This window comes from Parageobacillus sp. VR-IP, from assembly GCF_013357975.1.
Taxonomy (GTDB): Bacteria; Bacillota; Bacilli; order Bacillales; family Anoxybacillaceae; genus Saccharococcus; species Saccharococcus caldoxylosilyticus.
In genome coordinates, this window is the sequence record NZ_JABVYQ010000009.1 from 71,098 (window position 1) to 93,730 (window position 22,633).

21 protein-coding genes, 1 rRNA gene and 1 riboswitch are annotated in these 22,633 nt (G+C 48.1%); of the genes, 3 read left to right on the forward strand and 19 right to left on the reverse strand.

Features of this window, described 5'->3' with window-relative positions; all coding sequences use genetic code 11:
* Positions 1–5: 5 nt before the first annotated feature.
* From ligA to HT574_RS17495, 6 genes are all read right to left on the reverse strand, one after another.
* Positions 6–2,018 carry an NAD-dependent DNA ligase LigA gene (ligA, locus tag HT574_RS17470; protein WP_175245584.1) on the reverse strand — a complete coding sequence of 671 codons (2,013 nt, stop codon included), beginning with the start codon at positions 2,016–2,018 and terminating at the stop codon, positions 6–8.
* A 16-nt stretch (positions 2,019–2,034) separates the two neighbouring features.
* Positions 2,035–4,233 (reverse strand): DNA helicase PcrA, encoded by a 2,199-nt coding sequence (gene pcrA / locus HT574_RS17475; protein WP_175245585.1) that lies wholly within the window; start codon positions 4,231–4,233, stop codon positions 2,035–2,037.
* A 60-nt stretch (positions 4,234–4,293) separates the two neighbouring features.
* Positions 4,294–4,980, reverse strand: coding sequence for a heptaprenylglyceryl phosphate synthase (gene pcrB / locus HT574_RS17480; RefSeq protein WP_175245586.1), 687 nt, complete (start codon positions 4,978–4,980; stop codon positions 4,294–4,296).
* Positions 4,981–5,079: 99 nt separating this feature from the next.
* Positions 5,080–5,406, reverse strand: a complete 327-nt coding sequence (locus tag HT574_RS17485; protein WP_017434408.1) for a YerC/YecD family TrpR-related protein — start codon at positions 5,404–5,406, stop codon at positions 5,080–5,082.
* A gap of 16 nt (positions 5,407–5,422) precedes the next feature.
* Positions 5,423–6,388, reverse strand: coding sequence for a DUF3048 domain-containing protein (locus HT574_RS17490; protein ID WP_483874552.1), 966 nt, complete (start codon positions 6,386–6,388; stop codon positions 5,423–5,425).
* Between the two features lie 73 nt (positions 6,389–6,461).
* Positions 6,462–8,207, reverse strand: coding sequence for an adenine deaminase C-terminal domain-containing protein (locus HT574_RS17495; protein ID WP_175245587.1), 1,746 nt, complete (start codon positions 8,205–8,207; stop codon positions 6,462–6,464).
* Between the two features lie 93 nt (positions 8,208–8,300).
* Here HT574_RS17495 and HT574_RS17500 point away from each other — a divergent pair, with 93 nt between their 5' ends.
* Complete coding sequence (locus tag HT574_RS17500; RefSeq protein ID WP_026078391.1) at positions 8,301–8,546, forward strand: YgaP family membrane protein; 246 nt, start codon at positions 8,301–8,303, stop codon at positions 8,544–8,546.
* Positions 8,547–8,597: 51 nt separating this feature from the next.
* The gene (locus HT574_RS20595; protein ID WP_375154132.1) at positions 8,598–8,702 is read left to right on the forward strand and encodes an EYxxD motif small membrane protein; all 105 of its coding nucleotides are present in this window, start codon (positions 8,598–8,600) and stop codon (positions 8,700–8,702) included.
* Here the strand turns inward: HT574_RS20595 and purD are convergent.
* The 12 genes from purD to purE form a co-directional block, all read right to left on the reverse strand.
* On the reverse strand, positions 8,656–9,948 hold the full coding sequence (purD, locus tag HT574_RS17505) for a phosphoribosylamine--glycine ligase (protein ID WP_175245588.1): 1,293 nt from the start codon (positions 9,946–9,948) through the stop codon (positions 8,656–8,658). The genes HT574_RS20595 and purD overlap by 47 nt on opposite strands.
* Before the next feature lie 15 nt (positions 9,949–9,963).
* Complete coding sequence (gene purH, locus HT574_RS17510) at positions 9,964–11,502, reverse strand: bifunctional phosphoribosylaminoimidazolecarboxamide formyltransferase/IMP cyclohydrolase (protein ID WP_175245589.1); 1,539 nt, start codon at positions 11,500–11,502, stop codon at positions 9,964–9,966.
* A 15-nt stretch (positions 11,503–11,517) separates the two neighbouring features.
* Positions 11,518–12,087, reverse strand: coding sequence for a phosphoribosylglycinamide formyltransferase (gene purN / locus HT574_RS17515; RefSeq protein ID WP_175245590.1), 570 nt, complete (start codon positions 12,085–12,087; stop codon positions 11,518–11,520).
* A complete protein-coding gene (gene purM, locus HT574_RS17520) occupies positions 12,084–13,124 on the reverse strand; it encodes a phosphoribosylformylglycinamidine cyclo-ligase (protein ID WP_175245591.1) in 1,041 nt (346 codons plus the stop codon). The genes purN and purM overlap by 4 nt, the downstream gene beginning before the upstream one ends.
* Before the next feature lie 15 nt (positions 13,125–13,139).
* Positions 13,140–14,552 carry an amidophosphoribosyltransferase gene (gene purF, locus HT574_RS17525; RefSeq protein ID WP_175245592.1) on the reverse strand — a complete coding sequence of 471 codons (1,413 nt, stop codon included), beginning with the start codon at positions 14,550–14,552 and terminating at the stop codon, positions 13,140–13,142.
* Positions 14,528–16,756, reverse strand: a complete 2,229-nt coding sequence (gene purL, locus HT574_RS17530; protein ID WP_175245593.1) for a phosphoribosylformylglycinamidine synthase subunit PurL — start codon at positions 16,754–16,756, stop codon at positions 14,528–14,530. The genes purF and purL overlap by 25 nt, the downstream gene beginning before the upstream one ends.
* Positions 16,740–17,426, reverse strand: a complete 687-nt coding sequence (purQ, locus tag HT574_RS17535; protein ID WP_017434418.1) for a phosphoribosylformylglycinamidine synthase subunit PurQ — start codon at positions 17,424–17,426, stop codon at positions 16,740–16,742. Before purQ ends, purL begins: the two co-directional genes overlap by 17 nt.
* A complete protein-coding gene (gene purS / locus HT574_RS17540; RefSeq protein WP_017434419.1) occupies positions 17,423–17,677 on the reverse strand; it encodes a phosphoribosylformylglycinamidine synthase subunit PurS in 255 nt (84 codons plus the stop codon). The genes purQ and purS overlap by 4 nt, the downstream gene beginning before the upstream one ends.
* A complete protein-coding gene (gene purC / locus HT574_RS17545; protein ID WP_217499597.1) occupies positions 17,665–18,393 on the reverse strand; it encodes a phosphoribosylaminoimidazolesuccinocarboxamide synthase in 729 nt (242 codons plus the stop codon). Before purC ends, purS begins: the two co-directional genes overlap by 13 nt.
* A 76-nt stretch (positions 18,394–18,469) precedes the next feature.
* On the reverse strand, positions 18,470–19,765 hold the full coding sequence (gene purB / locus HT574_RS17550; RefSeq protein ID WP_081160962.1) for an adenylosuccinate lyase: 1,296 nt from the start codon (positions 19,763–19,765) through the stop codon (positions 18,470–18,472).
* Positions 19,762–20,916 carry a 5-(carboxyamino)imidazole ribonucleotide synthase gene (gene purK, locus HT574_RS17555; protein ID WP_017434422.1) on the reverse strand — a complete coding sequence of 385 codons (1,155 nt, stop codon included), beginning with the start codon at positions 20,914–20,916 and terminating at the stop codon, positions 19,762–19,764. Before purK ends, purB begins: the two co-directional genes overlap by 4 nt.
* The gene (purE, locus tag HT574_RS17560; protein WP_175245594.1) at positions 20,900–21,388 is read right to left on the reverse strand and encodes a 5-(carboxyamino)imidazole ribonucleotide mutase; all 489 of its coding nucleotides are present in this window, start codon (positions 21,386–21,388) and stop codon (positions 20,900–20,902) included. The genes purK and purE overlap by 17 nt, the downstream gene beginning before the upstream one ends.
* Before the next feature lie 111 nt (positions 21,389–21,499).
* Positions 21,500–21,601, reverse strand: a riboswitch (purine riboswitch).
* Between the two features lie 140 nt (positions 21,602–21,741).
* Here purE and HT574_RS17565 point away from each other — a divergent pair.
* The gene (locus HT574_RS17565; protein WP_100225059.1) at positions 21,742–22,182 is read left to right on the forward strand and encodes an Hsp20/alpha crystallin family protein; all 441 of its coding nucleotides are present in this window, start codon (positions 21,742–21,744) and stop codon (positions 22,180–22,182) included.
* Positions 22,183–22,389: 207 nt separating this feature from the next.
* On the opposite strand, the gene rrf is transcribed toward HT574_RS17565, so the two are convergent.
* Positions 22,390–22,506, reverse strand: a 5S ribosomal RNA gene (rrf, locus tag HT574_RS17570).
* Between the last annotated feature and the right edge of the window lie 127 nt (positions 22,507–22,633).

Consider the following 22,633-nt stretch of genomic DNA (forward strand, 5'->3'; position numbering starts at 1 on the left):
CACACCTACTTATTTTGCTCAATTTCTTGCAGAAATCTCGTTTCATCCCAAATTTCGATATTTAGCTGCTTGGCTTTTGTCAGTTTCGAACCGGCATCAGCACCAGCGATGACTAAATCAGTATTTTTACTGACGCTGCCGGTGACTTTGCCGCCAAGCTGCTCAATTTTTTCTTTTGCTTCGTTGCGCGACAACGATTCCAGCTTCCCGGTCAGCACGACTGTTTTGCCGGCAAAGTAAGAATCAACATCGCCAGCCTTTGGCGTTTTTGGACCTTTATATTCCATGTTGACGCCATAAGCGCGCAGTTCATTTAACAGCTCTTTTACTTCCGGTTTCGCAAAATACGCGACAATCGAATCAGCCATTTTCTCGCCGATTTCGTGAATCGCCATCAATTCTTCTTTTGTCGCATTTTGCAGACGGTCCATCGTTTCAAAATGTTCCGCCAGCACTTTCGCCGCTTTGGCGCCAACATAGCGGATGCCTAACCCAAATAGAAGGCGCTCTAACGAATTTTGCTTCGATGATTCAATGGCGGCGAGCAAATTGGTTGCCGACTTTTCCCCCATCCGTTCCAAGTTAATTAACTGTTCTTTTGTCAACCGATAAATATCGGCAACATCATGGACAAGCCCTTCGCGGAACAGCTGGGAGATGACCTTTTCGCCAAGCCCCTCAATGTTCATCGCCTGACGCGAAACAAAATGAATGAGCCCCTCGCGGATTTGCGCCGGACATTTCGGATTAATGCAGCGGAGCGCTACTTCACCTTCGAGCCGGACCAACTCACTGCCGCACTCAGGGCAATGCGTCGGCATGGCAAACGGCACCTCTTCTCCTGTCCTCCGGTCAAACACGACGTTGACCACTTCCGGAATAATATCGCCCGCCTTTTTAATCACGACGGAGTCGCCGATGCGGATGTCTTTTTCACGAATGAAATCTTCATTATGAAGAGTGGCGCGCTGCACCGTTGTTCCCGCGACACGGACCGGCTCTAAAATCGCCGTCGGCGTCACAACCCCCGTGCGCCCGACATTTAATTCAATGCCAATCAGTTTTGTAACGACTTCCTCGGCCGGAAATTTATACGCGATTGCCCAGCGCGGGCTTTTTGCGGTTGCGCCTAGCTGTTCCTGCTGTTCAAATGAATCTACTTTGATGACAATGCCATCGATGTCATAAGGAAGTTGCGAGCGTTTTTCATGCCATTCGCTGACAAAGCGAATGACTTCATCGATATTGGCGCATCTCCGCCGTTCTGGATTGACTTTAAATCCGAGCGTTTGTAAATAATCAAGGGCGGCGCTGTGCGAATCGATCCCTAGTTCTTCGGCATTGGCAAGACTGTAGACGAATAAATCGAGATGGCGGGACGCCGCGATTTTTGGATCGAGCTGGCGCAGCGAGCCGGCTGCGGCGTTGCGCGGATTGGCAAACAGCTCTTCGCCGCGCTGCTTTCGCTGTTCATTCAGCCGCTCAAATGACGCTTTCGGCATATACGCTTCACCGCGCGCTTCGAGTGTCACGGCTTCCTTCAGGCGAAGCGGCAAAGAGCGGATCGTTTTTAAGTTTTCCGTAATATCCTCTCCGGTTACTCCGTCGCCGCGCGTCGCCCCTTGGACAAAATAGCCGTTTTCATAACGGACGGAAACAGCCAACCCATCGATTTTCAGCTCGCATACATAGGCGACATCATCGCCGACTTCCTGGCGCACGCGGCGGTCGAAGTCGCGCAAATCGCCTTCATGAAACGCATTGGCTAGGCTTAACATCGGAATGCGGTGCTCCACTTTTTGAAACGCATCTAACGGTTGGCCGCCGACCCGCTGCGAAGGGGAGTCTTTCGTTTTGAATTCTGGATATTGTTCTTCTAACGCAATCAGCTCTTGCATGAGCCGGTCGTATTCCGCGTCAGGCACGGACGGACGGTCAAGGACATAGTATTCATAATTGTATTTATTTAACAGTTCGCGCAGCTCTTCAATGCGTGTTTGCGCAGCTTGTCGGTCCATATCCGTTCTCCTTTCTTTACACTTTTGTAATCGGAGCGAACTTGGCAAGCAGCCGTTTAATGCCAATCGGGCTTGGGAAAGCAATGTCCAATTCCTGGTCTTCTCCTTCCCCGCGTACGCTAACTACCGTGCCAATTCCCCATTTTTTATGATCTGCTTTATCTCCCACTTTCCACACCGTCGTCCCGCCGTCAGCCGACCCTGACGCCATCGTCGTGCGGAAACCGGTCTTTTTTGCCTGGAAGGCAGCGGCATGCAATGTCCGGCGGTTGATCATTTCCATTAATTCTTCCGGAATTTCGCGAATAAAACGGGATACTGGATTGACATGGATATTTCCAAACAACGTGCGCATTTGCGCGCTTGTTAAAAACAACTCTTCTTCCGCGCGGGTGATGCCGACATACGCGAGACGGCGCTCCTCTTCCATCTCGTCCTCATCGTCAAGCGAACGGTTATGCGGAAAAATTCCTTCTTCCATTCCGATGAGAAAGACCACTGGAAACTCCAAGCCTTTTGCGGAATGAAGCGTCATTAGCACAACGGAATCTTCGCTATTGCCATTCGCCTCATTCAGCTGGTCAATATCAGAAATTAACGCCAAATCCGTTAAAAATGCAATAAGCGACTTGTCTTCACTCACATTTTCAAAATGCTTGGTGACCGATAAAAACTCGTCAATGTTTTCCAAGCGGCTTTGCGCCTCCAGCGTATTTTCCGCCTTCAGCATCTCGCGGTAACCGGACTTGTCCAGCACTTCTTCAACCAGCTCGGTGACGGAAATGTATTCTTGCAGCTGTGCCCATTGTTCGAGCTGGCGGCGAAATTCCAGCAAGGAAGCGGCTATGCGGGCAGAGAGTCCGATGTGCTCGAGCTCAGCGAGCGCTTCAAATATCGATAATTCATTCTCGGAAGCATAGCGGACAATTTTATCGAGCGAAGACGCACCAACGCCGCGTTTTGGCACATTAATGATGCGAAGCAGGCTAATGTCGTCATTCGGATTGGCAATAACGCGCAAATAAGCCAAAATATCCTTAATTTCTTTGCGGTCATAGAACTTTAAACCGCCGACAATTTGATACGGGATATTGGACTTGAGGAATACCTCTTCAATGATCCGTGACTGCGCATTCGTGCGGTACAAAATAGCAAAATCGGAATAGCGTCGTTTTCCGCCATCGACATATTCTTTAATTTTGCCGGCGACAAATTGTGCTTCATCTGCTTCATTCATCGCTTCATAATAAACGATTTTCTTTCCTTCCGGATTTTCCGTCCACAGCCTTTTCGGCTTCCGGTTGATATTGTTTTCAATGACTTTGTTTGCCGCTTGCAAGATCCGCTTGGTGGAGCGATAGTTTTGCTCGAGCAAAATCACTTTTGCGTTCGGATAGTCCCGTTCGAACGATAAGATGTTTTGAATGTCCGCGCCGCGCCAGCGGTAAATCGATTGATCCGCATCGCCGACAACGCATATATTTTGAAAGCGCGCCGCCAGCATTTTGACCAGCATATACTGCGCATGGTTGGTGTCTTGGTACTCATCAATGTGGATATATTGAAATTTATATTGGTAGTATTGCAATACTTCCGGCACGCGTTCAAACAGCTGAATCGTCGTCATAATTAAGTCGTCAAAATCGAGCGAATGGTTGCGCAAAAGGCGCTGTTGGTATTCTTCATACACATCGCTGACAATTTTTTCATAATAGCTGCTTGCCCGTTTGGCAAATTTCTCTGGAGTCAGCAACTCGTTTTTCGCGCTGCTGATCGTGCCGAGTATCGTGCGCGGCTCAAACTTTTTCGGATCGATATTTTTTTCTTTTAAAATATTTTTAATCACCGAAAGCTGATCGGTCGTATCGAGAATGGAAAAATTGCGGTTGATGCCGATGCGGTCAATATCGCGGCGCAAAATGCGAACGCACATTGAATGGAACGTGGAAATCCACACTTCTTCCGCCGCGCCGCCTAACAGCGCCTGCACGCGTTCTTTCATTTCCCGCGCCGCTTTGTTCGTAAATGTAATCGCTAAAATATTCCACGGAGCCACATGCTTTTCCGCCATTAAATAGGCAATGCGATGTGTTAATACGCGTGTTTTGCCGCTTCCCGCCCCTGCCATAATGAGAAGCGGTCCTTCCGTCGTTTTCACAGCGGCTTGCTGCTCCTTATTTAAATTAGCCAGTAATTTTTCCGACAAAAAATTCACTTTTATCACCACCAGGAAACATATGTTCTATTTTACATCACTTTTTACGCCTTGACCAGCTTATTGCTTCACCGCTTTGACCGTAGCCAGCGCTTGCTCGATGTCTTCGTAAACGATGTTGCCCACGACGACCGTATCAGCGTATTTCGCCATTTCTTTCGCCTGTTTTACCGTTTTAATCCCCCCGCCGTAAAACAGCTGTGTTTTCATTAATACTTGTTTGACGCGCTGAACGAGCCCGGGGTCCCCATAGGAACCGCTATATTCCAAATAAAAAATCGGCAGGTGATACATATGTTCCGCCATGCGCGCATACGCGACGACATCCTCTTCCTCAAGCTCCGTGTCCGCCGCGGTAAGCATAGCTGCTTTGCAATGTTTATGTAAAATGCAATACCCTTCCATCCATATTTCATCCCAATTCATGACATCGCCAAACTGTTTCACCGCGTCGTGATGCAGATCGGTGATCCACTTTGTTTCGCGGCTGTTCAGTACCATTGGGATAAAATAAAAATCAAAACCAGGGGTGATGGACTCTAGATTGGAGATTTCCAACACACATGGAACGGAAAAACGGCGGACGCGCCCTAACAACTCCAGTACATTTTCTAATGTAACGCCGTCCGTTCCACCGACAATAATGGCGTCAGTCCCTGATTCACAAACACGTTCGAGATGTTCATCGCTAATTTCTTTGTTCGGGTCTAGCTTAAATACATGGCGCCACTCGCGAATATCATACATATAATAAAACCCTCCATTGATTTATCCATTTTTTCATTATAACAAATCGGCAAAAAGAAAAGGAGTTCCTTTTCATTGGAAGGAATCTCCTTGCTTTCATTAGGCGTTATGCGCTTCTTCGGAAGTTTGGCTTGTTTTTTCTTTAATGCGGTCTAATGCCATCGCGTACGCATCGTTTCCATAGTTTAAGCAGCGTTTGACGCGCGAAATCGTTGCGGTGCTTGCTCCTGTTTCCGTTTCGATTTTATGATACGTATAGCCTTCGCGAAGCATGCGTGCTACTTCGAGGCGCTGCGCTAACGATTGAATTTCGTTGACCGTGCATAAGTCATCAAAAAAACGATAGCACTCCTCTAAATCGCGCAAAGAAAGAATCGCTTTAAACAGCTGATCTACTTCTCTGCCGCGTAATTTATCAATTTGCATAAATAGAGATCCTCCTTTACCACTTTACTATATTTAAGTCAGGAACAACGTTGATCCATGTTTTCCCCGGCACAAAGCCGACCGGATTTCCATTTATAAACGGCAAAATGCGACCGCTGACATTTTTCCATTGTATTTTTTGTACCACACCATGTTGGAATAAGTACCCGTCTCCTCCAGAATTCAGGTCAATGCTGCGCCGCCCTGCCGCATCAATCACCCGGTGTTTGGCGGCAATGACCATGATATTTTGCATGACGATCGGATCATGCGTATCATAATCGACCGTTTGTTCTCCTGCACTATAGCGATAATAGCTTTTTTGACTCGGGACATACTTGTACTGTACTTGCGCATAGCTGCGATGCGAATACGCAATGGTAACGGTTTCCGCCTTCTCCCCTGTTGCGGCATCTTGGCGAAATGGAAGCGGTTTGACATCGTCTTGCAGCGTATAGCCGTTTTGGGCTGCCCCTTTTTCAATATTGGCAAATGTAATATAAGAATTATGCGGTGCTTTGCGGAACGAAGCCCGCTGAAACAACGTCCCATCATAAAACAAGCCGTTTAAATAATCCGTCGTTCCGTCTTCCAGTAAGGCTTTTGCCTCCGGGCTCCAGCCATGGCAAACATAGAGCGCATGATAGCCATTGCTCAAATCAATATAGTAGTCGCGCGCACTGCGTACTGGACCTACTTTTTCTGGAAATTCGCTCTGATATAATGCTAAAAAGCGTGTAATATCCCCTTCTGCCAGTATCTCATAAACGATATCTGCTTTTTGCAGCCCCGACTGCGGCCGTGCTTTGGGATGATTGTTTACCATTACCGCAATAACGCGATGGTTCACCGTCCCCTCCGCTGGCAGCCCAGTTAGTGGAAACACTTGCTGTTTGGAAATGTCCTGCTGTTTTGGCGTTTCGAGGGGTGCCGGTTTCGGCGCAGGGGCTTGCTGTTTATCTTCATGCATACAACCGTTCATGAAAAGGTACAGCACACTAAACGCAACAAACCAATATTTTTTCAACAGTCACACAACCTCTTTCTTTTTTATTTTAACGCATTATCGGCGGAAAGAGTACTGTTTTATTCATTACATCATAAATTCCTCGTTGTGTAATACGCACATAAGGTAAATGGGTCGATTGTAAAAAGAATAGAGAATAAACTGGGTCAACAAAACGATATCCGCGCTGTTTTAATAGTTCCACAAGCTTTTTCTCTTCATCAATCAGCTGTTCTACGCTTTGTTCCGATGCCATGCCATTAAGAGGCAGCGGAATTTCGTGAATGACTTCACCATTTTCCGCCAGCACTATTCCGCCGCCGATTTCGCACATTCGCTGGAAAGCAAGAAACATGTCCTGCTTGCTCTTTCCAATGAAAATAATATCGCCTGTATTGGAATACGAACTGACAAGCCCGCGGACATTCGTAGCAAAACCTTTCAAAATTGTATTTACGCGCCATTTTCCATGACGGTCCATCAGCACCAAAAAGCTTTCATCGTGATCAGTAGACAGTTCATCGCGAGAGGTGTCAATCGAAATAGAATATGGTTTCATAATCACCGCGTTTTTCATATGCATTCCCATTGGCATCGAAAATTGCAAATCATCCATCGATAAATTCCAGGATAGACGAAGCGGTTCAATTCCGTAGTCGTCCCACGATATCGATGGCCATGCAATCGAGTCATCTCCCTCCCGCTTTACCCATTTTCCTTTTGCAAGCACTTGCACAGGAGTCGGATCTTCTTTTGCACGTAAAAAGTTAATGTTTGCTATTCTCCCTGTCGCAATGCTGCCGTGAAGGTGCTCAATTCCGTAATGGCGCGCAACGTTCACCGTAGCCATATTGTAAGCGTCGATGACCGGGACGCCATGTTCCAATGCAATGCGAATCAATCGGTCTATTACTCCTTCTTCATAAAAAGATGGCGGCGAACCGTCTGTCGTGAGAATAAACTTATCATATTGATGAATGCCAAGTTCCTTTATTTCTTGGAGAAGCGTCGGTAAATCCGGGCGAATGGACGAATAACGTAATGACACGGTATATCCGTGCAGGAGCCGCGTATATACTTCTGTGCCCGTCATCGCTTCATGATCGCAATCAGCACCAAGAAGCACCATTTTTGTAAGCGTTTTCTCGGAGGCTCCAGGAAAATGGCCTTCAATTTTTCGTTTCATCCGCTTTGCTTCTTGAATCCAATGGAGCATAAGATTGTCTTCGGCAAGAAGCTTCGGCCATCCCGTTAGCTCTCCACCTTGCAATACCGTTTCTTGTTCCAGCCACCGTTTTACTCTGGCGTTGGATAACTGTTCTTCTTCTCTCTCCAGCTCCGTCTGTCCATCAAATCGGCACCACCAGTACATCGATGATGGAAGCGTATTCATTTTCTGCATCAATAAAAACGCCTGGTCATCTGACAATTGCAAAATAAGGAATAAATTATCGTTAATCAATGTTGTCGTTCCATATTTCGATGCATAGTGTGCAAACGTATGGGGATTATATAACTGAAATGAATGAGCATGCGGTTCCATATAGCCAGGAACTAACACATAACCGCTGCAATCAATGATTTCACATTGATCATCAACGTGATCGGGAAACCGCTCCCCGACGTACACAATTCGATCATGGTATATCCAAATATTCCCTTTTAACCATTCGCGAAGATATGAATGTAAATAAGTCGCATTCGTTAACAATTTTGTCGGTGATTTTTTTCCGTCAATAATCGCAACATGTTCACGTAATTCGTGACTTTTCCAACGATAACGTTGTTCGCTCATATACACCCCGTCCCTTTTTTCCTAATCATTCCATATAATCATTTTACCGCATTAAAGTCATTTTCACAATGAAAAAAGGAGGGAAAAATGGCCATGGCCAATATTGGTATCGTCAATGCACTCATTCGTATTACTTTCGGTCTGACCATGCTTGCATGGGCAACGGCAAAAATGACAAGACGTCCTTGGTGTACTTCTTACCTCATTATAGCGATGCTAGCCGCTATGAAAGTAGGCGAAGGAATCACCCGTTTCTGTCCAATGACTGCTTTATTGGAAAATTATCGCCGCGAGCAGGCGACTCGCATAAAAGAGGATGCTACAATCAATCCTACGTAAATAAAGACTGGCGTTTACATAACGCCAGTCCATTCAAAGGAGTGAATAAACATGTTGCTTGAATACATGACAGATATGTCGTTTGTGCTCGCTTCTCTTATTGGCGGTATTATCGCCCTTGTGTTTGTCTATGTGCGCCGGAAGCGCGTTCGATAGCCTTATTTCCAATATCACGGCGATAAAACAGCTGATCGCATGTAATATAGGAAATTTGCTTATATACAGTTTGTTGTGCTTGCTTTAGCGTCTCCCCTTTCGCCGCTACAAGCAGCACGCGGCCGCCGTTTGTATATAAAGTGTTATTTTCCTTCTTCGTTCCTGCGTGAAATAATAATGTTTTTTCCCCTAACTGATCCCAGCCGCGAATAACCGCTCCGCGTTCATAGGCACCTGGATATCCTTTGGCTGCCAATACCACGCCAATGACGGCCTCCTCCGACCAACACAGTTCCATGTTCCGCCCTTCCATTACGGCTGTGATCACTTCAATAAGGTCATTTTCCAATCGCGGCAGCACCACCTGCGCTTCCGGATCGCCAAAGCGGGCGTTAAACTCGATCACTTTCGGACCTTGACTTGTTTCCATTAATCCCGCGTACAATACTCCGGTAAACGGTCGTCCTTCTGCCGCCAATGCTTTTGCCATCGGCCGAAGGATCGTGGACAGCGCAATTTCCACCGTTTGCTTGGAAATTTGCGGCACTGGGGAGTATGCCCCCATTCCGCCCGTATTTGGCCCTTCATCATTGTCATATGCTCGCTTATGATCCTGGGAGATTGCAAGTGGATAAACATGTTCGCCATGGACAAACGCCATGAACGAAAACTCTTCGCCTTCTAAGTATTCTTCCACGACCACTTTTTTGCTCGCATCGCCAAACTGGTTTTCGATCATCATCGCCTCTAGTGCCTGGAGGGCCTCCGAAAGCGTCGCAGCGACAATCACGCCTTTTCCTGCTGCCAATCCGTCCGCTTTAATGACAATCGGCGCACCTTTTTTCTCGATATACGCTTTTGCTTCCTCATACGAAGTGAACACCGCATGTTCGGCCGTCGGAATGCCGTATTTTTTCATCAACTCTTTGGCAAAGGCTTTACTTCCTTCAATTAACGCTGCATTTTTACGTGGACCGAAAATGCGCAATCCTTCCGACTCGAAACGGTCGACGATACCGGCAAGCAGCGGCGCTTCCGGGCCGACAATGGTAAGATCGATGCCTTCCTGTTTGGCAAAACGAACAAGCGCGTCGATCTGGTGTTCCTCAATCGGAACAAGCTCCGCAACTTGCGCGATGCCCGGATTGCCCGGGGCGGCGTATAGCTTAGTAACAAGCGGGCTTTGCGCGGCCTTCCAGGCAATCGCATGCTCCCTACCGCCGCGGCCGACAATCAATACTTTCATGACGTTCCCCCCAACTTAATGTTTAAAATGGCGGATTCCCGTAAAGACCATGGCAATTCCGTATTCATCCGCTTTGCGAATCGAATCAGCGTCGCGAATCGAGCCGCCCGGCTGGATGATGGCGGTAATGCCGGCTTTGGCCGCCGCTTCGACGGTATCGTCCATCGGGAAAAACGCATCGGAAGCAAGCACCGCTCCGTTTGCTTTCTCTCCCGCCTGTTCAATCGCGATTTTCGCCGCGCCAACCCGGTTCATTTGTCCGGCGCCAACGCCGATCGTCATTCCGTCTTTCGCCAGCACGATTGCGTTCGATTTGACGTGTTTGACCACCTTCCAGGCAAACTGCAACTGCTTCCATTCCTCTTCTGTCGGTTCACGCTTCGTCACAACTTTCAGCTCAACATCCTCAAGCGTGTGCGTATCCGCTTCTTGCACAAGCAGTCCGCCTTGCACGGAAACAAGCATTTTTTCTTTTGTCTTTGGAGCCGCGAAATCCACTGTCAAGAGGCGAATGTTTTTCTTTTGCGTCAAAATCGCAAGCGCCTCATCGCTAAAAGATGGAGCGATGACGATTTCTAAAAAGATTTCATGCATTTTTTCGGCCGTTGCTTTATCCACTTCGCGGTTTAAAGCGATAATGCCGCCAAAAATCGAAACCGGATCGGCCTCGTACGCTTTTAGGAACGCTTCATAAATCGTCGCACCCGTGCCGACGCCGCACGGATTCATATGCTTCACCGCCACTGCCACCGGCTCGGTAAATTCTTTGACTAATTGTAGTGCGGCGTTCGCATCATTAATATTGTTGTACGATAATGCTTTTCCGTGCAGCTGTGTTGCTTGCGCAATCGAGAAAGAGGAACCGAGCGGTTTTTTATAAAACGCCGCTGTTTGATGCGGATTTTCCCCATAGCGCAATGCTTGTTTTTTCTCAAAAGTGACCGTTAGCGTTTCCGGATATTCTTCCCCTGTCTTGTTGGTTAAATATTCGGCAATCAGCGCATCGTATGCGGCCGTATGGCGGAATACTTTCGCCGCCAGTTTCCGTTTCGTTTCCGCGGATATATCGCCATGTTCTTTTAGCTCTTGTATGACCATATCATAGTCGGCCGGGTCCACGACGACCGTTACATAGGAATGATTTTTCGCCGCCGCTCTAAGCATCGTCGGACCACCGATATCAATATTTTCGATCGCTTCCGCAAACGTCACATCGCTTTTGGCAATCGTTTGTTGAAACGGATATAAATTGACGACCACTAAATCAATCGGAGTAATATGATGCTCATGAAGTTCAGCTTGATGGCGCTCATTGTCGCGGATCGCCAGCAATCCGCCATGAATCGCCGGATGCAATGTTTTGACGCGCCCGTCTAAAATTTCCGGAAACCCTGTCACTTCGGAAATGCCAATGACGGGAATTCCCGCTTCTTCCAGCGTTTTTTTCGTTCCGCCTGTGGAGATAATTTCCACACCTAATTCCGCCAATTGTTTCGCCAGCGGTACAATTCCTTCCTTGTTCGATACACTTAGCAATGCCCGTTTCACTGCCATGATCCTCGATCCTTTCTATTGATGTTCCAGTAATGTTTTTAATACAGCGGGATATAGCTCATGCTCCACTTCGTGAATCCGCGCCTCGAGCCGTTCTAGCGGCTCTCCGTCGTAAATCGGGACAGCGCGCTGTGCGATGATCGGTCCGGTATCCATTCCTTCATCAACATAATGAATGGTTACGCCGGTTACTTTTACCCCCGCCCGGTACGCCTGCCCAATCGCATCTTTGCCCGGAAACGCCGGCAATAGCGATGGATGGATATTGACGATTTTTCCTTCATAAGCAGCAAGCAGCGTCGGACCAATGAGACGCATATAGCCGGCAAGAGCGATGAAATCAATATGATGTTTTCGCAACTGGGCTAAAATCGCCTGTTCAAATTCTGCTTTAGCAACATAATCTTTCGGCGAAAAAACGAACGCAGGAATATGCTCTCGCGCCGCCCGCTCAATGACTTTCGCTCCCGGTTTGTCGCATACTAATAATGCGACGCGTGCTGGCAATATCCCCTTTTTGGCCGCATCAACAATCGCCTGAAAATTCGTGCCGCTGCCGGAGGCAAAAACAGCAAGTTGTTTCATGCCATCGCCCCTCCGACAAATGAAACTCCTTTTCCTCGCTTCACACGGCCGATGACATACGCTTTTTCTCCCAGCTCTGTGAAAAGAGCAGACATACGATCCGCCACTTCACGGTCTACTGCCAGCACCATGCCAATTCCCATATTGAAAATAGAAAACATTTCGCCGCGCTCTAGGTTTCCTTTCTCCCGCAGCAGATCAAAAATCGGTGGCACCGGCCATGAACCATCGTCAATTTCCGCGCCCAGTCCTTCCGGAAGCATGCGCGGGATGTTTTCGATAAAGCCTCCGCCCGTAATATGCGCCATTCCTTTTATGTCAAATTGTTTCATCACTTGAAGAAGCGGCTTGACATAAATGCGCGTCGGCTTTAATAGCTCTTCACCGAGCGGAACCGTCAGCGGCTCATAGATGCGGTCCAATTCCAGTTTCGCCTGTTCTATCATGATGCGACGCACGAGCGAATAGCCGTTGCTGTGAAGGCCGTTGGAGGCAAGCCCGATCAGCACGTCCCCTTCTTGAATATTGCTCCCCGTCACAAGCTTTGACTTTTCCGCAATTCCAACGGCAAACCCAGCGACATCATATTCCTGTTCTTCATACATTCCCGGCATTTCCGCCGTTTCTCCGCCGATCAGCGCACAACCTGCTTCAGCGCAGCCATCGGCAATTCCTTTGACAATGTGTGCGATTTTTTCCGGCACCGCTTTGCCGCACGCAATATAGTCAAGAAAAAAGAGCGGTTCTGCTCCTTGGACGACAATATCATTGACGCACATCGCCACACAATCTATTCCAATTGTATCATGCCGGTCCATCATAAACGCAATCTTAAGCTTGGTCCCCACGCCGTCCGTCCCCGAAATGAGCACCGGCTCCTTATATCCAAGCATCGATAAATCAAACATGCCGCCAAATCCACCTAACCCGCCAAGCACTTCCGGACGCATCGTTTTTTGTACGTGGGGTTTCATCAAAGAGACAGCCCGATATCCTGCTTCAATGTCCACGCCCGCTTGTTTATATGCTTTTGCCACGTCAAGTCCCCCTTTTTATTTAACCGCCGTAAACGGCAAACGCGCTCGGCTGACATTGGTCGGGTAGTTTCCGGTAAAACAGGCCAGGCATTGCCCGCGTAATGGCAGATGATCCGGCCGACCAATCGCCTCTAACAGCCCTTCTTGACTTAAAAATGCTAACGAATCGGCGCCTATGATTTGGCGGATTTCCTCGACCGTATACTTGGACGCAATCAACTCTTCGCGCGTCGATGTATCAATTCCGTAAAAACATGGATGCATAATCGGCGGCGCGCTAATTCGGACGTGCACTTCCGTCGCCCCCGCCTCGCGAAGCATCGCCACAATCCGTCTGCTTGTCGTACCACGCACAATCGAATCATCGACCATTACTACGCGTTTTCCGGCGACCACGCCGCGCACCGGCGACAGTTTCATTTTCACCCCTTGCTCCCGCAATGACTGGGACGGCTGAATAAACGTACGTCCGACGTAACGGTTTTTAATCAGCCCAAGCTCATACGGAATGCCGGTCGCCTCCGCGTAGCCGATTGCAGCAGAAATGCTTGAATCAGGCACGCCGGTGACAATATCCGCTTCTGCCGGCGCCTCTAGCGCCAGGCGTTTCCCTAAATTTTTTCTTGCCGTATGAATGTTAATGCCATCCACATTGCTGTCCGGACGGGCGAAATAAATGTATTCCATGCTGCAAATCGAACGTGGCCGCATCGGGGCGAACCGCTCTGAACGCATTCCTTCGCCACTAATGATAATTAACTCTCCCGGCTCGACTTCTCTTTCGTACGTGGCGCCGATCACATCAAAGGCGCACGTCTCGGAAGCAACGACATAGGCATCGCCAAGCCTTCCGATCGAAAGCGGACGAAATCCGTGTGGATCAAGGGCGATGTATAGCTCCTTTTCCGTCAATAACAGGAACGCAAACGCTCCTTCCACATAAGAGAGCGCCTCTTTTACCTGCTCTTTGAACGTCGGCGCCTGGCTGCGGCGAATGAGATGGGCCAACACTTCCGTATCGGAAGTCGTTTGGAAAATGCTCCCCTGCGCCTCAAGCTGCAGTTTTAAATCGATCGCATTCGTAAGATTGCCGTTATGGGCAAGGGCAATGCTTCCCGTTTGCGAGCGGAACAGAAGCGGCTGAACGTTTTCATAGCCGCCTCCCCCTGCCGTTGAGTAACGGACGTGGCCGATCGCTGCCGCTCCGTTTAGCGCTTGAAGCGTATCATTGTGAAACACTTCGGTGACAAGCCCCAACCCTTTATGGCCTTGCAGCGTTCCTTGATCAGCAACGATGATCCCCGCTCCTTCCTGGCCGCGGTGTTGAAGGCTATGCAAGCCGTAATATGTGAGCTGCGCCGCGTTTTCATGTCCCCAAATGCCAAAAATGCCGCACTCTTCATTTAATCCTTTGATTTCAGCAAGCATGGAATAGCCCCTTTCCACACGCTTCTCATTTCCGCGACGGAAAGTTGAATGACCGTTTCTCCGTTTGCGCCTTCAATAAGAAGCGTATCGTCGTCGGTTACCTCACCGATTTGCTTTGCTTCCACCAATTGTTCAAACGTTTCGCGATGTTCTTTTTTCACGGAAACGATAAAACGTGATTGTGTTTCACTAAATAGCTCGCTAGTCACATCCCCAGCGATCGTGACTTTCGCGCCAAGTCCATCCGCGTCCATCAAACATTCAGCCAAGGCAACAGCAAAACCGCCTTCCGCGATATCATGCGCCGATGCGATCACCCCTGCTTGGATCGCTGTTAACAGTTGTTTTTGCCGCTTCGCTTCCACTGTTAAATCAATGGCTGGCGCTGGACCAAAAATGCGGCCTTCAAGCCATTTTTGCAGCTCGCTTCCGCCAAACTCCGGCTGCGCTTCGCCGATGACATAAATGAGATCGCCCGCACGTTTAAATGATTGCGTCGTAATATGACGAATGTCTTCAATAAGACCGACCATTCCGACAATCGGAGTCGGATAAATCGCTTCTCCGTTCGTTTCGTTATATAAGGAAACGTTCCCGCTGATGACCGGTGTTTCCAACGCACGGCAAGCGGCGCTCATTCCATCGACCGCTTTTTCTAGCTGCCAGAAGATTTCCGGTTTTTCCGGGTTCCCGAAATTTAAGCAGTCCGTCAATGCCAGCGGTTTGGCCCCGGAACAAACTACATTTCTCGCCGCCTCGGCTACGGCAATTTTTCCGCCGGTTTCCGGATCTAAATAAAGGTAGCGCGAGTTGCAGTCCGTTGTCATCGCCAACGCCTTATTCGTGCCGCGAATGCGCACGACGGCCGCATCTGATCCCGGCGCAACTACCGTATTGGTTCGCACCATGTAATCGTATTGATCATATACCCATTCTTTGCTGGCGATCGTCGGCTGCGCCAGCAACGCCAGCAGCGTTTTTGCATAGTCGGTGACAACAGGAACATACGGCTCCATCGCTTGGAACTCGCGATAATAGGCTGGCTCTTTTGCTGGTTTATGATAGACCGGCGCATCCTTTGCCAAGGCGTCTACTGGAATTTCAGCGACGACCTCACCGCGGAAATAGAGGCGGAGCATTTTATCATCTGTCACTTTGCCGATCGCTTTTGCTTCCAAGCCGTATTTGGCAAACAAATCGTAAATTTCTTGCTCGCGTCCTTGTTTGACGACAAGCAGCATCCGCTCCTGCGATTCTGAGAGCATCATTTCATACGGCGTCATACCCGCCTCACGCTGCGGCACCAGATCCAAATTCATTTCAATGCCAAACCCGCCTTTGCTCGCCATCTCCGCCGAAGAGCTCGTCAACCCAGCCGCGCCCATATCTTGAATGCCAACAAGCGCATCGGATTTTACTACTTCCAAACAAGCTTCAAGCAATAATTTTTCCATAAACGGATCGCCGACCTGAACGGCTGGACGTTTCGCCTCCGATTGTTCCGTCAACTCCTCCGAAGCAAACGTCGCACCATGGATGCCGTCACGCCCTGTTTTCGCCCCTACATACATAACGGTGTTTCCTACCCCGGTTGCCACGCCGCGTTGAATGTCTTCATGGCGGATAATACCGACGCACATCGCATTGACAAGCGGGTTGCCTTCATACGAAGGATCAAACTGCACTTCACCGCCGACGGTTGGAATGCCGACGCAATTGCCGTAACCAGCGATTCCAGCCACTACATTTTCAAATAAATACTTGACACGCGGGGACGTTAATTCTCCGAAGCGAAGCGAATTTAATAGCGCAATCGGGCGTGCCCCCATCGAAAAGACGTCACGGATGATGCCACCGACACCGGTCGCCGCCCCTTGATACGGCTCAATTGCCGACGGGTGGTTATGGCTTTCGATTTTAAATGCCACCGCCAAGCCGTCGCCGATATCCACGATGCCCGCTCCTTCGCCCGGGCCTTGAAGCACATGCTTTCCTTCCGTTGGAAACTTTTTTAATACCGGCTTCGAATTTTTGTAGCTGCAATGCTCGGACCACATGACAGAAAAAATCCCTGTTTCTGTGTAATTCGGCAGGCGGCCCAAAATCTTTTCGATCATCGCAAATTCTTCGTCCGTCAGTCCCATTTCCCGATATAATTTTTCGTCTTTAATCACTGTTGGACTTGGCTCAAGCAGTAATGACATGTGTTTCCCTCCAGTATTTCACGATCGATTGGAACAGCTTCAACCCGTCAGCGCTGCCAAGCAGCACATCCACCGCCCGCTCCGGATGCGGCATCATGCCAAGTACATTACCTTTTTCATTGACAATTCCGGCAATATCGGATAAGCTTCCATTTGGATTTTCTCCGTAATAGCGAAAAACGATTTGCCGATTTTCGATCAGTCGCTTTAGTGTTGGTTCATCACAATAATAATTGCCTTCGCCATGGGCGATCGGGATCGTAATGATTTCGCCTTGTTCGTACGAAGACGTAAACATTGTTTCATTGTTTTCTACTTTTAACGACACCGGGCGGCAAATAAACTTCAGACTGTTATTGCGGCGCATTGCCCCCGGAAGCAGCCCTGCTTCTAGCAAAATTTGAAACCCGTTGCATACGCCTAATATCGGCTTCCCTTCATCTGCCGCTTTTTGGACCGCCTTCATGACGTTGGAGAAGCGGGCGATCGCTCCGGAGCGAAGGTAGTCGCCGTATGAAAACCCTCCCGGCAGCAAAATCGCGTCAAAACGGTCAAGGTTTTCTTCATCATGCCATACGTATTCGACTTCTTCTTGCAACTCATCAGCAATCGCATGATACATATCAACATCACAATTGGACCCTGGAAACACGATCACAGCAAACTTCACTGCACGACTACCTCCTCAATTTCATAACGGTAGTCTTCAATAACCGTATTGGCTAACAGCTTTTCACACATTTCCCGCACCAGTTTGTCGATATCGCGGTCGCTTTTCTCGATGACAAGCTCCATAAATTTTCCGATCCGCACGTCCTGCACTTCTGTATACGATAAGCTATGCAGCGCGCCTTTGACCGCCGTTCCTTGCGGATCAAGCACACTTTCACGCAACGTCACATATACCTTTACTTTATACATGCTGATTCTCCCCCTAATCGTTGTAAAATCGCTTCGTATGCATCCGTTAAGCTTCCTAAATCGCGGCGGAACACATCTTTATCCAGTTTTTCGTTCGTTTCCATATCCCACAGGCGGCACGTATCCGGCGAAATTTCATCGGCAAGCAATATTTCACCTTTTGCATCGATGCCAAATTCCAGTTTAAAGTCAACCAGTCGCACCCGCCGCGCGGCAAAGTGCTGCGTCAATACGTCATTAACCTTGAAAGCCAGTTCCTTCAAAACGGCAATTTGCTCTGAGGTGGCCAGCTTTAATATGGCGATGTGATCTTCTAATAAGAGAGGATCACCAAGGTTATCATTTTTGTAATAAAATTCGATAAGAGGTTTTTCCAGAGAGGTGCCTTCTGCGATGCCAAGCCGCTTCGCCAGACTCCCGGCCACAACGTTGCGGACAACCACTTCAAGCGGGATGATCGTCACTTTTTTGACAAGTTGCTCGGTAGCAGATACCTTTTGCAAAAAATGATTCGGAATTCCCGCCTCGCAAAGCTTAGAAAATAGCAAACTAGTAATTTCGTTATTTAAGCGTCCTTTGCCGGCAATCGTCGCTTTTTTCTCTCCGTTGAACGCCGTCGCGCTGTCTTTATATTCCACCCACAACGTATTCTCCTCATCCGTCGTATACACTTTTTTTGCCTTTCCTTCATATAGCAATCCTAGTTTTTTCACCATTTTCCGGGCCTCCGATACAGAATATTGGCAATTTTCTTTAGTGCAGATCGGCAAGAAGCTACTTGCCGATCTGCTGTTACGCTAACCCTAACCGTGCAAAAATCGTATCGACATGCTTTAAGTGGTAGCGATAATCAAAGCAATCGTCGAGCTGTTCTTTTGTCAAACGGCTTGTAATCCGCTCGTCCGCTTCAATCAAGGAACGGAACGGCACTTGTTTTTCCCATGCTTCCATCGCTTTCGGCTGCACTAAATCATACGCTTCTTCCCGCGTCATCCCCGTGTCGATAAGGGCGAGCAGGACCCGTTGCGAATAAATCAATCCTAACGTACGGTCCATGTTTTTCTTCATGTTTTCCGGGTAAACTCTCAAGTTCTTGACGATGTTGGCAAAGCGGTTGAGCATATAGTTTAGAGCGATCGTTGCATCCGGCAAAATAATGCGTTCAGCAGAAGAATGGGAAATATCGCGTTCATGCCAAAGCGGAACATTTTCGTACGCCGTCAGCATATACCCGCGGATGACGCGCGCCATTCCCGTCATGTTTTCCGAACCAATCGGATTGCGCTTGTGCGGCATCGCCGATGAACCTTTTTGTCCTTTCGCAAAAAACTCTTCCACTTCCCGCACTTCGCTTTTTTGCAGCCCACGAATTTCAACGGCAAATTTTTCAATCGATGTCGCAATCAGTGCCAGTGTCGCCATATAATACGCATGGCGGTCGCGCTGCAGCGTTTGTGTGGAGATCGGCGCTGGTTTCAATCCTAATTTTTCGCACACATATTGCTCCACAAACGGATCGATGTTCGCATACGTCCCGACCGCGCCAGAAATTTTGCCGACACGCACCGTTTCCGCCGCTTGTTTAAACCGTTCTAAATTGCGCTGCATTTCCGCATACCATAATGCCATTTTCAGGCCAAATGTTGTCGGTTCCGCGTGAACGCCGTGCGTGCGCCCCATCATGACCGTATATTTATGCTCCAACGCTTTCTCTTTCAATACTTGAATAAGATTTTCCAAATCTCTTAATAAAATTTCGTTCGCTTGTTTTAGTAAATAAGACAGGGCGGTGTCCACGACGTCAGTCGATGTCAGCCCATAATGCACCCACTTTCGTTCTTCGCCTAACGTTTCTGAAACAGCGCGCGTAAACGCCACGACATCATGGCGCGTTTCTTCTTCAATTTCTTTAATGCGCGCGATATCAAACGAAGCGTTTTGGCGGATGCGCTCGACATCTTCTTTTGGAATGACGCCAAGCTCTGCCCACGCCTCACAAGCTAAAATTTCCACTTCCAGCCATGCTTTAAAGCGGTTTTCTTCCGTCCAAATCGCTCCCATTTCCGGTCTTGTGTAACGTTCGATCATACGTATTCTTGCCTCCGATCCTTCCAAATTTGCCACGAATCCACCATTTCCAGCGCATCATCCACACGCTCGGCAAGCACCGTGACATGCCCCATTTTTCGCTTCGGTTTTGCCTCTTTTTTGCCGTACAGGTGCAAATGCGCCGCACCAAGCTTTCCAATATTTTGCCGTATCGGCTCGACATGCTCCCCTAAAATATTAACCATGACAGCCGGCTTTAGCAAGGCGGTGCTTCCTAACGGCCAATTGCAGATGGCGCGGATATGCTGCTCGAATTGGGACGTCGCACAAGCATTAATTGTATAATGACCTGAGTTGTGCGGTCTAGGGGCAAGCTCATTAATATAAATATCCCCTTCTTTTGTCAAAAACATTTCGACTGCCAGCGTTCCGACTAAAGAAAAGTAATCGGCGAGCGTTTCCGCATAGCGCATTGCTTTTTTTGCGACATCCGCAGCAATGCGCGCCGGGGCAATGGTCTGATGCAAAATATTATCGATATGAATGTTTTCTGCAACCGGAAATGCCGCCATCTCACCGAACCCATTTCTTGCGACGATCACGGAAATTTCTTTGTCAAATGAAATCCAGCTCTCCAATACGCAAGGACCAATTTCTAACAAAGAAAGCGCCGGTTCCATATCTTCTTGGCAGCGAATCACGTGTTGTCCTTTCCCATCATAGCCGCCGCGGCGCGTTTTCAACACACACGGAATACCGATTTTTTCAACTGCAAAAGCAAGCTCTTCTTTCGTCTGTACTTCCGCATATGGAGCGACGGGAAGACCTGCAGCGATGATCTCCCGTTTCTCGGCCGCGCGATCTTGCGTGACGGCGAGCAACTGGCTTCCTTGCGGCACATAGGCGTGTTCAACGAGCCAATGTAAAGCATTAGCATCAATATTTTCAAATTCATACGTAATCACATCGCTTACTTTCGCCAGCTCTGCAATCGCCCCGCGGTCGCTATATTCGGCAGTAATTTCGATATCAGCCACCTGGCCACATGGGGAATCAGGTGTTGGGTCGAGCACGGCGATACGAAACCCCATTGCTTTTGCCGAAAGCGCCATCATCCGTCCAAGCTGTCCGCCGCCGATAATTCCGATCGTCTGTCCGGGAAGGACTTGCCGCTTATCCAAGTTGATCACTACTTTCCATCACCTGTTTTTTTATTTGCTCTCTTCGCTCCTTTAACGCCTCCATGTATTGCGGATTATGAATGCCTAATATGGCAGCTGCTAAAAGCCCCGCGTTTGTCGCTCCCGCCTTTCCGATGGCAACGGTGGCGACTGGGACCCCGCCAGGCATTTGCACAATCGATAGAAGGGAATCTAACCCGTTCAACGCTTTTGACTGCACCGGCACGCCAATAACAGGGATGGTTGTTTTCGCTGCTACCATTCCCGGCAAGTGGGCTGCTCCGCCCGCTCCTGCGATAATCACCTTAATACCTCTTTCCTCTGCTGTTTCGGCATACTCAAACATATAATCAGGCGTTCGATGGGCAGAAACGACCTTTTTCTCAAATGGAATTTGCAACTCCTCTAATATATCACAAGCATATTTCATCGTTTCCCAGTCTGAATGGCTGCCCATAATTACTCCAACAAGCGGCGGCATAAAATATTCACTCCTTTATCATTCATAACAAAGCCCAGAGCGTACGTTCTCCTCCTTGATAAGGGAAAGTATCGCTCTGGGCATACTCCGACCATCTTGTCGAAAAAAAACCAAACCGATCCTTTCCCTCATAGTCCAATAATTTACGGTTATTGGGTAGAGACTTTTGGGCCATATTCCCAAAATTATATGAGGGATCATCGACACTATGAAGTTACTATTATCTTAACAATATTTTTCATGAACTGTCAACAAAAATCGAACATTTAATTTATATATAATATAAATGTTCGTGTTTTCTGTCTCACCAAACGGTAGAGAAAACATATGATGAAATAGCGGAGGAGGGGAAAATTGTGAAAGGGAACCCATTTGATCCGTTTTCCGATTGGACAAAACATTGGCAGCAATTTTTCCAAGGAGACTTTTGGGGAAATTTTCAATCATTTTTGCCAACGACAAATAAACAATCAGGCATTAATATATATAAAAAAGACAACGAACTGCTGATCGTTGTCAGTTTGCCCGGATTAGAAAAAGTGGAAGACGCAGAACTTTATATATACTACAAAACATTAGAAATCAAGGCTAATATTAACTTAAACTTTAAAGGATTTGAATTAGTGGAGGAAGGAATCTTTCAAGGCACATGGGAAAAAACGATTCCCCTTCCATTTGCGGTAAAGGAAGATCGCATTGAAGCAACGTATCATAATGGTTTGCTATTCATTCATCTTCACCGTCTGATTCCGGATGAGCAAAAAAAGAAAATCGAAATTAAAAAAGGGGAATAAGCGAAAAAAGAGGATGTCCCGACATTTTGGGACACCCTGTTCCGATGTTCCGTTTCCTATACTAAATCAAAAAGGGGGTCTAGGAAACGATGATAACGCTTCTAGTTTTGGGGGAGAGGATTTAAATGGCGTCATTAAAACTTCAATGACCTGACCAGAGATAGGCAAAAAAATTAGAGAACTCATACAGCTCTCTAATTTTTGCCTGCCTAGCGACGACCTACTCTTGCAGGGGCGCTGGCCCCAACTACCATCGGCGCTGGAGAGCTTAACTTCCGTGTTCGGGATGGGAACGGGTGTTTCCTCTCCGCTATAGTCACTAGGCAAGTAATGGACAAGTTTTATTATAATGGAACTATACTCATTGTCAAGAGGTTTTCATTCCTTCAAAACTAGATAACCGTCTGCTTGGAAGAAGCCAAGCGCCTCCGCTTTTCGCGCTGTCTAGCTC